Consider the following 13,439-nt stretch of genomic DNA (forward strand, 5'->3'; position numbering starts at 1 on the left):
CTATCCACTTGCCTTAACATAAATAGCATCAAACGGCTGGTTTTGATTGACATCCACCAGCATGTTTTTTATCAGCTCCATCAAGGCTAAAAAGGTCACCACTACACCAGCTCGCCCTTCGCGGACATCAAACAAGGTGCTGAACTCGACAAACTCACCTTCACGCAAACGCGCTAAGATTTGACTCATGCGCTCGCGGGTTGATAACTGCTCCTGCTGCACATGATGATCTTCATTGGCTTCAATGCGCGATAGCACTTGACCAAATGCTCTGGCTAACTCAGCAAGGGACACATCTGGCGCCACAACCACAGGCTTAATATCTTTATGGGCAACAGCCTTGGCTTGAAATACATCTCGGCCCAGGCGCGGCAAATTATCTAAATCTTCAGCGGCTTGCTTAATCACTTCATAAGCTTTTAACTGCTTAATTAAGCGCTCACGCGGGTCTTCTTCGTGCTCATCTTCAACCACCATGCGTGGCAGCAATAAGCGCGATTTAATTTCAGCGAGCGTTGCAGCCATCACCAAATAGTCGGCGGCGAGCTCAATGCGTGCTTCGGTCAAGATTTCAATGTAACTTAAGTATTGACTGGTGATTTGCTGAATAGGCAAATCGACCACATCCATTTTTTGCTTGCGGATCAAATACAAAAGTAAATCGAGAGGCCCTTCAAACGCTTCAAGGAATACTTCCAACGCTTCTGGCGGAATAAACAAGTCTTTCGGCAGCGTGTCTAACGCTTTGCCGCGAACAATGGCTAAAGGTAAGCTTTGTTGTGTCGCTTGCATTGTATCCTTAGGGCTAATTGGCACATCTAACTGCTTAGATGTAAGTGAGCAAAAATCTATCGGTTTTTACTGACCGCATCGAGTGCGACGCCCGCTAGGCTTGACCAAACGCGCGATTATACGCACAAATGCCTAAGGTTTAAACACACAATGACGACAATTTTGATACTTTACGCGCTCAACAAAAAAGGGGCAAGTGAATAATCACTAATACCCCTTTATAATCAGCATCTTGCTATCGGATCTTCCAAGACGACTTGCGTTATAAACATAAACGCCTTATTCAAATGCACTCGCATCGCCTGCGCCGTGGCGCAAGACTTCAATGTCACCATCTGACATATCAATCACAGTGGTTTGCTTTTCAGCAAGGTAGCCACCATGAATAATCGCATCGACTTGATGCTCTAAAATATCGCGAATATGCTCAGGATCTGATTCAGCAAACTCTTCATCTGGCATCACCAATGAGGTCGACATTAACGGCTCATCTAAGGCTTCAAGCAGTGCCAGTGCAATCACATTGTCTGGTACGCGAATACCTATGGTGCGCTTTTTGTCGTTTTGCAAACGTCTTGGCACTTCTTTGCTTGCCTTAAAAATAAAGGTGTACGGGCCAGGTGTGCAGCTTTTTAGCAAGCGATAAGCCTGATTATCAACACGTGCAAAGTTAGCAAGCTCAGATAAATCACGGCACATCAACGAGAAGTTATGATCGTTTTCAATGCGGCGAATACGCACCATGCGCTCCATTGCATTTTTGTCGCCAATCATACAGCCTAGGGCATAACCAGAATCGGTTGGGTACACGATTACCCCGCCCTGTTTTAGAATCGCCACTGCTTGATTAATTAATCGAGCTTGCGGGTTTTCATCGTGAATATAAAAGAATTGACTCATTAGCGTTCCATCCAAGATTCCGACTCCCAGACCCAGGTGACGCCCGGTGGCTGGAATAAATTTTTTCCTAGTTCAATCCAATTGCTCGGGAAGTGAAAATCACTACCTACCGAGCCAAGTAAGTTATGCTGCAAGCTAAGGGAAATCAGCAAATTACGATCATCAATCGTTTGTTGGCCTAACACCACTTCCATTGCATCGCCGCCCGCTTGAGCAAACTCTTTAACTAATTTTTTTAACCACTTAGCAGATAATTTATAACCACTTGGGTGAGCTAATACCGCGATTCCACCAGCCTGATGAATTATCTCGCAAGCATTCGCCATATCTTGCCAATTATTAGGTACATAGCCGGTTTTGCCACGGGCTAAATAGCGTTTAAATACACTGGCAGTATCTTTGGCATAGCCGTTTTCAGCTAACCAGCGAGCGTAATGACCACGGCTAATCGCAGCGCCGTCAGCAAACTTCTTAGCACCTTCATAGGCGCCTTCAATTCCCGCTTTGGCTAAGCGCTCACCAATCTCTTTGGCGCGTTCATCACGCAGGCTAACTTGTTTAGTTAAAAACTGTTGCAGCTCAGAGTTATCAATATCTAAATTGAGCCCAACAATGTGGATATCAAAGTTATGCCAACGAGTTGAAATCTCGACACCATTAATCAATTTCAAACTATTTGGTTGCGCCTGATTAAATTGATGGGCTTCAGCAAGGCCAGCCACTGTGTCATGATCAGTAATTGCCAGCATTTCTACGCCTTTTTCCAGCGCGCGCTCGACTAATTGTGACGGAGAAAGAACGCCGTCTGATGCTGTGGTGTGGCTATGTAGATCAGCCAAGATACTCTGAGTTGTCATAGGCTTATTGTACTGCACATTCACAGCTAATAGGGGCTAGAAGCTTAATTATTTTCAAATGCGAACAACCCTTGCTGTATTTTTAACCCATTTAGCGAGTTTTAATGAATGTCACCACTGTAAAATTGCCGCAAATGGTCAACTTTTGAGTGATTAGTAAAAAAATACTCAAAATGTAGAATATTCAATTGACTTTAAATCGCTGCTGGGTTTTCCTATAGGCACAGACGAAAAAGCTAAATTTTACGAGCTTATTTTTAAGAGCTAGATTTGAAGAACTAGCTTGAAGAGCAAAGAGCACAATGACTTTATTCAACGCAAAAAACATCGCTTGGTGGTGGCACTTCCCAAATTAGACGGGTGGTGTGATGCGTTGCGCTTAAATTTAGCAACAAGAATTTACGAAAAAGCCCGCAGAAATGTGGGCTTTTTTGCTATCTGGCCTACATAAAACAGCAACAGATTGAACAAGTTAACTATTTATAGTTTTTTAGGCCAACTCATGGCAGCAACATAGAGGCAAACGGATAATGACCCATAACCGCCCATTAGCACAGGTCAGCACCAATAAGCAGGCAATGACCTACCATGCTGATCCGCTGAATCTATATCAGCATGTGACCAATAATCAGCCCCATACCATGCTGCTTGAGTCAGCTGAAATTGACAGCAAAGATCACCTTAAAAGCATAGTGTTAACCCATGCAGCATTAATGGTGCGTTGTGACAGTTACCAAATCACCTTTAACGCGCTAACGGACAATGGCGCTAGCTTACTCGGCGCGATTGCAGACTTCTTTAACAATGAAGCAGCCTTTGGCAAAACTGAAATATTCCAAGAGCCTAACAGCCTTATTGTTAACTTGAGTAAATCTGATGCCTGTCAGGATGAAGACGCCAGATTAAAGTCAACCTCTCCGCTTGATGGCCTGCGTTTACTGGTAAAACACATCAGCAAAGCCGATGGTGAATTGGCCTTTGAAGATCTATTTTTAGGCGGCGTATTAGCATATGACCTAATCGATACGGTAGAGCCTCTACCACAAGTTAAAAATGCCGCTAACACTTGCCCTGACTACCTATTCTACCTTGCTGAAACCCTTGTCCTTGTTGACCACCAAACTGAAACCGCTGAAATCATCACTCACCAGTTTGATAGCGATCAATCAATTTCGAAAAAGACGGCGCAAACACTTAAACAGCGCGCGCAGCAAATCGCTGCAGACACACAAACATTAAGCAGTGTTGCTGAGTTAATCAGCGTTGAAGCCGAAACTGAAGTCAATATCTCAGATGACAAGTTCAAACAAACTGTAGTTGAACTAAAAGAGCATATTGTTGCGGGTAATATCTTCCAAGTGGTGCCATCACGCAGTTTTAGCCTACCATGCCCTAATACACTAGGTGCATACCGCGCCCTTAGACTGACCAACCCAAGCCCGTACATGTTCTATTTTAGAGGCCCAGATTTCACCTTATTTGGCGCATCGCCAGAAAGCGCACTGAAATACGAGTCGCAATCGAATCAAGTTGAGGTTTATCCCATTGCTGGTACTCGCAAGCGCGGTAAAGATGCCAATGGCGCAATCGATGCCGACCTAGATAGCCGCATTGAATTAGAGCTGCGCTTAGATAAAAAAGAACTGTCAGAGCATTTAATGCTAGTAGATTTGGCTCGAAACGACATCGCCCGTATTAGCCAAAGCGGCAGCCGCAAAGTGGCAGAATTACTCAAAGTCGACCGCTACTCACACGTGATGCACTTGGTTAGCCGCGTAACAGGTCAACTTCGTGAAGATTTAGACGCGCTGCACGCTTATCAAGCCTGCATGAATATGGGCACCCTGGTTGGCGCGCCAAAAGTACGCGCATCACAACTGGTGCGAGAAGCAGAGCAAGCGCGCCGCGGCAGCTACGGCGGCGCAGTGGGTTACTTAAATGGCTTAGGCGATATGGATACCTGCATTGTGATCCGCTCAGCCTTTGTTAAAGACAATGTTGCCCACATTCAAGCCGGCGCTGGCGTGGTGTTTGATTCAGACCCACAAGCCGAAGCCGATGAAACCAGACAAAAAGCCCAAGCGGTGATTTCAGCAATCAAAATGGGAGGCGGCCTTTAATGAGCATGCAAGCGAAACAAGCGGTCAAACTCTACCTACTCGATAACTTCGACTCGTTCACCTATAACCTGGTTGATCAATTCCGCAGCCTAGGTTTTGAAGTGGTAGTTTACCGTAACGATGTGAGTGCTGATTACCTAGCAGAAAAGCTACTTAACGAATCAGGTAAAAGCGCGCTAGTGCTATCGCCAGGGCCAGGTGCACCACATGAAGCAGGCAGCATGATGCAGCTAATCGACAAGGTCGCTGGCAAGGTGCCAATGCTGGGGATCTGTTTAGGCCATCAAGCCATGGTGGAATATTATGGCGGCAAGGTTGAGCGCGCACCATTTGTGGTACACGGCAAAGCCAGCCCTACCATACATAATGGCAAAGGCGTATTTGCTGACTTACCGTCTCCACTGCCGGTCGCTCGCTACCACAGCCTAGTTGCGACCAAGGTGCCAGATTGCCTTGATGTGATTGCCACCACAGATGATATGCCGATGGCAATCTTACACGAGCACGACAAAGCCGTTGGTTTCCAGTTCCACCCCGAATCAATTTTAACCACTTTAGGTAGTCAACTACTTACCCAAACACTCAACTATTTAACTGCTGATGCGCAAGCAGCTTCAGCAAGTCAAGGAGACGTACAATAATGGCCGAGCTACAACCTTTACTAGACACCTTATACAAGGGTAACGCGCTCACCGCTGAGCAAAGCCAGCAACTGTTTAGTGCCATTATTGCAGGCGAAATGGAGCCTATCGCCATGGCAGGTATGCTAACTGCGCTAAAAATGCGCGGCGAAACTGTAGCTGAAATTACAGGTGCGGCGAATGCGATGCGCAGCGCAGCTAAGCCGTTCCCGCGCAGTGAAGCATCACTATCGACAGGCGTGGTTGATATTGTGGGTACTGGCGGTGATGGCTTTAATACCATCAATATTTCTACTACTGCCACCTTTGTTGCAGCAGCGGCAGGCGCAAAAGTCGCAAAGCATGGCAGCCGCGGCGTTTCGAGTAAATCTGGCGCATCAGATGTGCTATCTCACTGTGGGATCGGTTTGACCATGTCGCCAGAGCAAGCAAGTGATTGTGTTGATAATATTGGCGTGAGCTTTTTATTCGCACCTCACTATCATCAAGGAATGAAACACGCAGTACCTGTGCGTCAGGCACTAAAAACTCGTACTATTTTTAATATACTTGGGCCTTTAGTTAACCCTGCAAAACCTGAATACATGCTACTTGGCGTGTACTCACCCAAGCTGCTGGCTCCTATTGTTAATGTGCTACAAGCGCTAAACGTTAAGCACGCGATGGTGGTTCACGGTAGCGGACTCGATGAAGTCGCCCTGCATGGCGAAACCCAAGTTGCAGAGCTAAAAGATGGTCAAATCCGTTTTTACAACATCACTCCTGCTGAGCTAGGTGTCAAAACTGCCAGCATTGAAGCGCTCAAAGGTGGTGAGCCAAGTGAAAACGCGGAAATCACTAAAGCGATTCTGGCAGGCAAAGGCACTGATGCTCAGCGTGACGCAGTTGCGGTTAACGCAGGTTGTGCGCTTTACGTTGCAGGCCTTGCACCTAATGCTAAAGCGGGTACAGAATTAGCCCTTAAAACACTCGCCTCGGGCGAAGCGTTAAATCGATTGAATCAATTGGCAGCTGCAAGTCAGCAGGCGCAGTCATAAACCAGCGATTAAAACCAGACAGGAACACACCATGACAGCAAGCAAAGACAACAAGCTCGCAGAACTTGAAACCACAGCGCCAATTGCTACGGCTGCAGAGTCAAACGTCCTGACACGCATTGTTGATACCAAAGCTGAGCACATTGCTCAGCTAAAACAACGCTTTGGCGAAGCAGACGCACTCACGCCACAGGTCTCGACTCGCAGCATGTTCGATGCCCTTAAAGCGCCTAATGCACAGTATATTTTTGAGTGTAAAAAGGCGAGTCCATCGAAAGGTTTGATCCGCGATAACTTTAATGTAGAAGCCATTGCCAGTACCTATACTCGCTACGCGGCGGCGATTTCAGTATTAACTGACGAGCAGTTCTTCCAAGGCGACTTTGACTTTATTCCGTTAGTTAAAGCCAAGGTTACTCAGCCTATTTTGTGTAAAGACTTCTTTGTTGACCCTTATCAGGTCAAACTTGCTGCACACCAAGGTGCAGACGCTATCTTGCTAATGCTGTCAGTGTTAGATGATGCTCAGTACCTCGAGCTTGCAGAGCATGCGGCTAAATACAATTTAGATACCCTGACCGAAGTCAGTAATCAGGAAGAGTTGCAACGCGCAATCGATCTAAACGCGCCTATTATTGGTATCAATAACCGTAACCTACGTGACTTAAGCACAGACCTCGCCACCACTGAAGAGCTCGCGCCGCAAATTCCATCTGATCGCGTGGTGATTAGCGAGTCAGGCATTTACACCCATGAGCAAGTTAAACGCCTTAACCCTCTGGTGGATGGTTACTTAGTTGGCAGTTCATTGATGGCACAAGACAACCTAGATCTTGCTTGTCGTCAGCTCGTATTTGGCCCAAACAAGGTATGTGGGTTAACTCGCATTGAAGATATTGAAGCAGTCGCACACGCGGGTGCAAGCTTTGGCGGTATGATTTTCTATCCGCCCTCACCACGAGCGATTGACCTCGATACAGCTAAAAGCCTGCGCGATAAAATGCGCGAGCAGCAACTTGAGCTAAACCTGGTTGGCGTATTTGTTAATCAACCAATTATTGAGCTAGTAGAACATGCAAAAGCGCTAAGTTTGTTTGCGCTGCAGCTACACGGCAATGAAAGCACTGAGTATGTTGCTGAGCTAAAACAAGCACTCAGTGATAATGGTTTAGTCGTTGAAGTTTGGAAGGCGATTGCGATCAACACCAGTGATACAGACGCTGAAATAGAGCTAGTCGCAGGAGCAGATAAATACCTCTATGACAGCAAGCATCAAGGTCAATTTGGTGGCAGCGGTCAAACCTTTGATTGGCAAAGGTCAATTAAAAACAAAGCACAGGCTATGCTTGCAGGCGGATTAAACCTAGACAATATCGACAGTGCCCGCCAACAAGGTTTTGCAGGATTAGATATGAACTCAGGCCTAGAAGTTAGCCCAGGCATTAAAGATGTCGCCAAGATTAATACCGCTTTTGAGCTTCTACGTAAAAACTAGGGCGTAAGAACTAAAGCTTAGCAACTAGCTCAAAGCCAAAAACAGATTTTAAAATATCAGGGCATCAAAGATGCCCAAAACTAAAGGGATACAAGATGACAACCCTAAAACTAGACCCTTATTTCGGTGAATATGGCGGCATGTATGTACCGCAAATTCTCATGCCAGCACTCAAACAGCTTGAGGCAGCATTTGTTGAGGCGCAAAACGATGACAGCTTTAAAGCCGAGTTTACCGACCTACTTAAAAACTACGCCGGCCGCCCAACAGCGCTAACACTCACACGCAATTTAAGCCCGAACCCGCTGGTAAAAATCTACCTAAAGCGTGAAGACTTACTTCACGGCGGCGCCCACAAAACCAACCAGGTTTTAGGCCAAGCCTTACTTGCAAAACGCATGGGTAAAAAAGAGATTATCGCTGAAACCGGCGCAGGCCAACACGGCGTAGCTACCGCCCTCGCCTGTGCACTACTAGGCTTAAAATGTAAGGTTTATATGGGCGCTAAAGACGTAGAGCGTCAGTCGCCAAACGTATTCCGTATGAAGCTAATGGGCGCAGAAGTTATCCCTGTTACTTCAGGCTCAGCCACCCTAAAAGATGCGTGTAACGAGGCAATGCGCGACTGGTCAGCTAGTTATGACAAAGCCCATTATCTCCTTGGCACAGCGGCAGGCCCTCACCCATTCCCGACCATAGTACGTGAATTCCAACGCATGATCGGTGAAGAAACTAAGGCGCAAATTCTTGAAAAAGAAGGCCGTCTGCCAGATGCCGTTATTGCGTGTGTTGGCGGTGGTTCAAACGCCATTGGTATGTTTGCAGACTTTATCGATGAAAAAGACGTCAAGCTCATTGGTGTTGAGCCTGCTGGTAAAGGCATTGATACCACAATGCATGGCGCGCCGCTTAAACACGGTAAAACCGGTATTTTCTTTGGTATGAAAGCGCCGCTTATGCAAGACAGCGTAGGCCAAATTGAAGAATCATACTCCGTATCAGCGGGTCTAGATTTCCCATCAGTTGGCCCACAGCATGCGCACCTAAATGCCACAGGTCGCGCGACTTATGAGTCAGCTACCGATGATGAAGCACTAGAAGCATTCCAGCTACTTGCCCGCAGTGAAGGCATTATCCCTGCACTAGAGTCGTCACACGCGCTAGCCTACGCAGTTAAACTTGCCAAACAGGCAACCGAGGAAACCATTTTGGTGGTAAACCTATCAGGGCGAGGTGACAAAGATATCTTCACCGTGTCGGACATCCTTGAGAACCAAGAAGCCCAAAACCAATCTGTGAATAAAAAAGACTAAGGAGGCGCGTAATGACTGAGCAAACCAATATATCTAGCCAAAGATACCAACGCGCTTTCGCAAAGCTGGCTGACAACAACCAGGGCGCGTTTGTGCCTTTCGTGACCTTGGGCGACCCAGGTGTTGAGCTGTCACTGAAAATTGTCAACACCTTGATTGAAAACGGCGCCGATGCGCTAGAGCTTGGCTTCCCGTTTTCAGATCCGCTCGCTGACGGCCCAGTCATTCAAGGCGCTAACATTCGCGCCCTTGATGCGGGTACAACACCAGGGATTTGTTTTGACATAATCAAGCAGGTTCGGGAGCAACACCCTGATTTACCTATCGGTCTATTGCTGTATGCCAACTTAGTTTATGCCAACGGTGTAGACGCGTTTTACGCTAAAGCGCAAGCTGCAGGCGTAGATTCAGTATTGATTGCCGATGTGCCAATGGAAGAGTCTGCAGAGTTCGTTGAATCTGCCACTAAATATGGCATTGAGCCGATTTTTATTGCTCCGCCAAATGCTGATGAAGCCACCTTGAAACAAGTGAGCACCTTGTGCCGAGGTTACACTTACCTACTATCACGCGCTGGTGTTACTGGTACTGAATCTAAAGCAGGTCAGCCAGTAGATAAAGTGCTGGCTAAACTTGCTCAGTACAACGCACCGCCGCCGCTACTTGGTTTCGGTATTGCTGAGCCAAGTCAGGTTCGTGATGCTATTGCAGCTGGTGCAGCGGGTGCAATTTCGGGTTCTGCTGTGGTAAAAATCATCGAGCGCAATCAAGATGATGAAACCAAGCTACTTGCTGAGCTTGGCGAGTTTACTCGCAATATGAAAGCGGCAACCGCTCGAAGCTAGCAGATCTACGATAGCTCAGTTAAGCAGCTAAAGCTGAATAACGTAAATTGAACAAACGGCGTATTTGCTAGCAAATACGCCGTTTTTTATTTCCCGTCCCTACACCACCTACTTCAATAGGCCGTTATCATTCAATAGACTTTTAGTAATTAGCTCACGTTGCAATGAAATTTAAAGCTCGTCGTGAACACTTCCGTGTGGACTCGACGAAAACATCCATGTTTTCAACGGCTTTAAATATCATTGCAACTACATGCTTTAACTTTCGCAGATTAGGCTATGCTCCCTTCTCGGGAGATATCGCAAAGCTAACTTCTCCAAAAGATGAATTGTTTTTTCGCAATTCATTTCAATGACTATACTGAGAGTGATAAACATTTCTTATACGCAAAAGTCAGTCAAAAAAATAACTAGAAATAATGAATTACATGGATACGTTCTTCAATCAAGTTAACCCATTCAGAGCATCTTTTTGTGCAACATTCATAGCGCACATCATGCTAAGCGCCGCGCTATTTTTGTCGCTATTGAGTGTCAATTACGCTTTCGCTGAAACCAGTCACTCTATCACCCAAGCAAGTCACACGGGCTTGCAAACCAATATTTTGGCATTAGGTCCAACAACCTCAAGCAAGAGTAAACCGATTATCATCAAATATAATCTGTCTGCAGAGTTTAACGACAGCAAACAAAGCTACTATATCGACCTACTCGCGCTAGCGCTGGAAAAAACCATCAATGAAGGGCCCTATCAGCTCCATGCCGTGAGTTTAGCTATGCCCCAGGGTCGCACGGTCAAGATGGTGGAACAAAGCAAGCTCGATATCATTTGGACCATGACATCCATTGAACGTGAATCAGAAATGCAGGCGGTCTATGTACCGCTACTCAAAGGTATGATGGGCTATCGCATTGGTATAATTCGTAAAGGTGAGCAGGCTAAATTTGACGGTATTGATAATCTCAAGCGGCTAAAACAAGTGCGCATGGCACAGGGCAGTGATTGGCCTGATACGCAAATACTAAAGCACAGTGGGTTTAACGTATTGCCAGTACCTGGATCAGCAAATCAACTGCTCAATATGTTGCCCTTTAATCGCTTCGACTTCTTCCCACGAGCAGTGCATGAACCTTGGGATGAATTGCCAAGGCGTGACGATATCGCCCTTGAGCAGAACATACTGATTAAATATGCTTCGCCCATTTACTTCTTTGTATCTAAAGACAACCTTGCACTAGCGCAGCGAATTGAGCGCGGCTTAATGAAAGCCATTAGCGATGGTAGTTTCGACAATTTGTTTTACCAGCATCCGATCACTCAAGACATGCTTAAAAAGGCTCGCATTGATGAACGCACCGAATTCGAAATCGCCAATCCATTACTATCGCCTACAAGCGCGGCACTACTCAATGAAACCCAATTGTGGCTCACTGATACTAGTGTGAATAGCGACACCAGCTCTGAAACAGAGTCATCTCGTTAGATGGCTTATCAAATAAGCAGGCAATTAAGCGAGTCAGCGCTAAACCGACCATTTGGGTTTAACACAACCTAAAGATATAGAAAATTAACCATGGTTAATCAAACTGTGGCCAAATCGCACCTTCAAGCTCTTCAAGCTAATTGGGCTGCGTGCTACACTGCCGTTCACTATTTTAAGCAATACTTGCCGTTTTAAAGAGCAACCCACAACATGAAACAACTGCTGGATTTCCTGCCCCTCATCATCTTTTTTGCCGTTTATAAGTTTGTCGATATTTATGCGGCAACAGGCGCGCTCATCGTAGCAACTGCAATTCAAATTGCCGTGTCTTACGCGCTATATAAAAAAGTTGAGAAAATGCACCTGATCACCTTTTCTATGGTGACCTTCTTTGGCGCACTAACCCTATTTTTTAAAGACGATGCCTTTATCAAATGGAAAGTCACCATCGTTTATGCCATGTTCGCTGGCGGTTTAGCGGTTAGTCACTTAATGGGTAAATCGGTACTTAAGAGTATGCTAGGGCAAGAGATGACCGTGCCAGATGCAGTTTGGGCTAAAGTAACCTGGTACTGGGTAAGTTTTTTTGTAGTGTGTGGTCTAGTCAATATTTACGTGGCATTCAGCCTACCGCTAGAAACCTGGGTTAACTTCAAGGTGTTTGGCCTTACTGCGCTAACCCTGATTAACACCGTAGGCACTGTGGTTTACCTGTTTAAGCACATGCCAAAAGAGTCAATTGAACAGATGCAAAATCAAGATAAACAAGACAAATAACTGCTTGTTTCGCTATTTCAACAATTTACAAATGGAGCCGTAAAATGTGGTACATGATTTCATCAACTGATGTTGAAAACAGTCTAGAAAAGCGCATGACAGTGCGTGCTGACCACCTAGCAAGACTACAAGCGCTTGCTGACGAAGGTCGCTTACTTACCGCAGGTCCACACCCTGCAATTGATAACGAAAACCCGGGTGAAGCCGGCTTTACAGGTTCATTGGTGGTTGCCGAGTTTGCATCACTTGAAGAAGCTCAAACTTGGGCCGACGCTGACCCATACATAGGTGCTGGCGTATACCAAAACGTTATCGTTAAGCCATTTAAGCGAGTGCTACCATAATGAAAATTGTTTCGTTCAACATTAATGGTATTCGCGCCCGTCTGCATCAGCTGCAAGCCCTAATTGACACGCAAGCGCCTGACATTATCGGCCTGCAAGAAACTAAGGTTCATGATGAAGCTTTTCCCGTCGCTGACGTAGAAGCTATGGGCTACAAGGTTCACTATCATGGCGGTAAAGCCCACTATGGTGTGGCTATGCTGTCAAAACAAGAGCCAGTTGAAATCATCAAGGGCTACGCCAGCGATGAAGAAGATGCACAACGCCGACTCATTATTGGTAAGTTTAAGCAAGACAATGGTCGCATCTTAACCGTGATAAATGGTTATTTCCCGCAAGGTGAAAACATTGGCCATGAAACCAAATTCCCAGCTAAGCGTAAGTTCTATAAAGACTTAATGCTGCATTTAGATGCTAACCACAACGCTGATGAAGATATTGCGGTGATCGGAGATATTAATATCTCACCAACCGATCTTGATATCGGTATCGGCGAGCCAAACCGTAAACGTTGGTTAAAAACCGGTAAATGTAGCTTCCAACCAGAAGAGCGTGAATGGCTGGCCAAACTACTTGATTGGGGCTTTGTCGATTCATTCCGTGAGCTACATCCAGAGCGCACAGAGCGTTATTCGTGGTTTGACTACCGCAGCAAAGGCTTTGATGACAATCGCGGCCTGCGCATCGACGTGATTTTAGTGACTAAATCATTGGCTGAGCGCGCCCTAGAGTCAGACGTAGATTACGAGCTACGCGGCATTGAAAAACCATCAGATCATGCGCCGATTTGGACGACTTTTAGCTAGTAGCTAGTACCTCTCTACGAGCGCTAGC

The 13,439-nt window shown here is 46.1% G+C and carries 13 protein-coding genes and 1 other annotated feature; of the genes, 10 read left to right on the forward strand and 3 right to left on the reverse strand.

All coding sequences use genetic code 11. From position 1 onward, the window contains the following. The 3 genes from EXU30_RS02440 to rnm form a co-directional block, all read right to left on the reverse strand. Nucleotides 1-792, reverse strand: coding sequence for a segregation and condensation protein A (locus EXU30_RS02440; RefSeq protein ID WP_130597651.1), 792 nt, complete (start codon nucleotides 790-792; stop codon nucleotides 1-3). Between the two features lie 279 nt (nucleotides 793-1,071). Next, a complete protein-coding gene (locus EXU30_RS02445; RefSeq protein ID WP_130597652.1) occupies nucleotides 1,072-1,692 on the reverse strand; it encodes an L-threonylcarbamoyladenylate synthase in 621 nt (206 codons plus the stop codon). Next, entirely contained in the window at nucleotides 1,692-2,549 is an 858-nt protein-coding gene (gene rnm / locus EXU30_RS02450; protein ID WP_130603187.1) for an RNase RNM, read from the reverse strand. The genes EXU30_RS02445 and rnm overlap by 1 nt, the downstream gene beginning before the upstream one ends. A gap of 326 nt (nucleotides 2,550-2,875) precedes the next feature. After that, nucleotides 2,876-2,984, forward strand: a sequence feature (Trp leader region). A gap of 95 nt (nucleotides 2,985-3,079) precedes the next feature. Between rnm and EXU30_RS02455 the strand changes: the two genes are divergently transcribed. The 10 genes from EXU30_RS02455 to xthA all read left to right on the forward strand — a co-directional run bounded on the left by EXU30_RS02455 (nucleotide 3,080) and on the right by xthA (nucleotide 13,411). Continuing rightward, a complete protein-coding gene (locus EXU30_RS02455) occupies nucleotides 3,080-4,669 on the forward strand; it encodes an anthranilate synthase component 1 (protein ID WP_130597653.1) in 1,590 nt (529 codons plus the stop codon). 5 nt (nucleotides 4,670-4,674) lie between these two features. Further along, nucleotides 4,675-5,310, forward strand: a complete 636-nt coding sequence (locus EXU30_RS02460) for an aminodeoxychorismate/anthranilate synthase component II (RefSeq protein ID WP_130603189.1) — start codon at nucleotides 4,675-4,677, stop codon at nucleotides 5,308-5,310. Further along, nucleotides 5,310-6,347 (forward strand): anthranilate phosphoribosyltransferase, encoded by a 1,038-nt coding sequence (trpD, locus tag EXU30_RS02465; RefSeq protein WP_130597654.1) that lies wholly within the window; start codon nucleotides 5,310-5,312, stop codon nucleotides 6,345-6,347. Before EXU30_RS02460 ends, trpD begins: the two co-directional genes overlap by 1 nt. 31 nt (nucleotides 6,348-6,378) lie before the next feature. After that, nucleotides 6,379-7,842: a bifunctional indole-3-glycerol-phosphate synthase TrpC/phosphoribosylanthranilate isomerase TrpF gene (trpCF, locus tag EXU30_RS02470; protein WP_130597655.1), complete on the forward strand. Its 1,464-nt coding sequence runs from the start codon at nucleotides 6,379-6,381 to the stop codon at nucleotides 7,840-7,842. A gap of 95 nt (nucleotides 7,843-7,937) precedes the next feature. Further along, the gene (trpB, locus tag EXU30_RS02475; protein WP_130597656.1) at nucleotides 7,938-9,155 is read left to right on the forward strand and encodes a tryptophan synthase subunit beta; all 1,218 of its coding nucleotides are present in this window, start codon (nucleotides 7,938-7,940) and stop codon (nucleotides 9,153-9,155) included. Nucleotides 9,156-9,166: 11 nt separating this feature from the next. Further along, nucleotides 9,167-10,000 (forward strand): tryptophan synthase subunit alpha, encoded by an 834-nt coding sequence (gene trpA, locus EXU30_RS02480; RefSeq protein WP_130597657.1) that lies wholly within the window; start codon nucleotides 9,167-9,169, stop codon nucleotides 9,998-10,000. 428 nt (nucleotides 10,001-10,428) lie between these two features. Beyond that, nucleotides 10,429-11,484 (forward strand): hypothetical protein, encoded by a 1,056-nt coding sequence (locus tag EXU30_RS02485; protein WP_130597658.1) that lies wholly within the window; start codon nucleotides 10,429-10,431, stop codon nucleotides 11,482-11,484. Between the two features lie 210 nt (nucleotides 11,485-11,694). Further along, nucleotides 11,695-12,261: a septation protein A gene (locus tag EXU30_RS02490; RefSeq protein ID WP_130597659.1), complete on the forward strand. Its 567-nt coding sequence runs from the start codon at nucleotides 11,695-11,697 to the stop codon at nucleotides 12,259-12,261. Nucleotides 12,262-12,305: 44 nt separating this feature from the next. Next, nucleotides 12,306-12,605 carry a YciI family protein gene (locus tag EXU30_RS02495; protein ID WP_130597660.1) on the forward strand — a complete coding sequence of 100 codons (300 nt, stop codon included), beginning with the start codon at nucleotides 12,306-12,308 and terminating at the stop codon, nucleotides 12,603-12,605. Beyond that, nucleotides 12,605-13,411, forward strand: coding sequence for an exodeoxyribonuclease III (gene xthA, locus EXU30_RS02500; RefSeq protein ID WP_130597661.1), 807 nt, complete (start codon nucleotides 12,605-12,607; stop codon nucleotides 13,409-13,411). The genes EXU30_RS02495 and xthA overlap by 1 nt, the downstream gene beginning before the upstream one ends. Nucleotides 13,412-13,439: the final 28 nt, after the last annotated feature.

Source organism: Shewanella maritima, from assembly GCF_004295345.1.
In the GTDB taxonomy this organism is placed as follows: domain Bacteria; phylum Pseudomonadota; class Gammaproteobacteria; order Enterobacterales; family Shewanellaceae; genus Shewanella; species Shewanella maritima.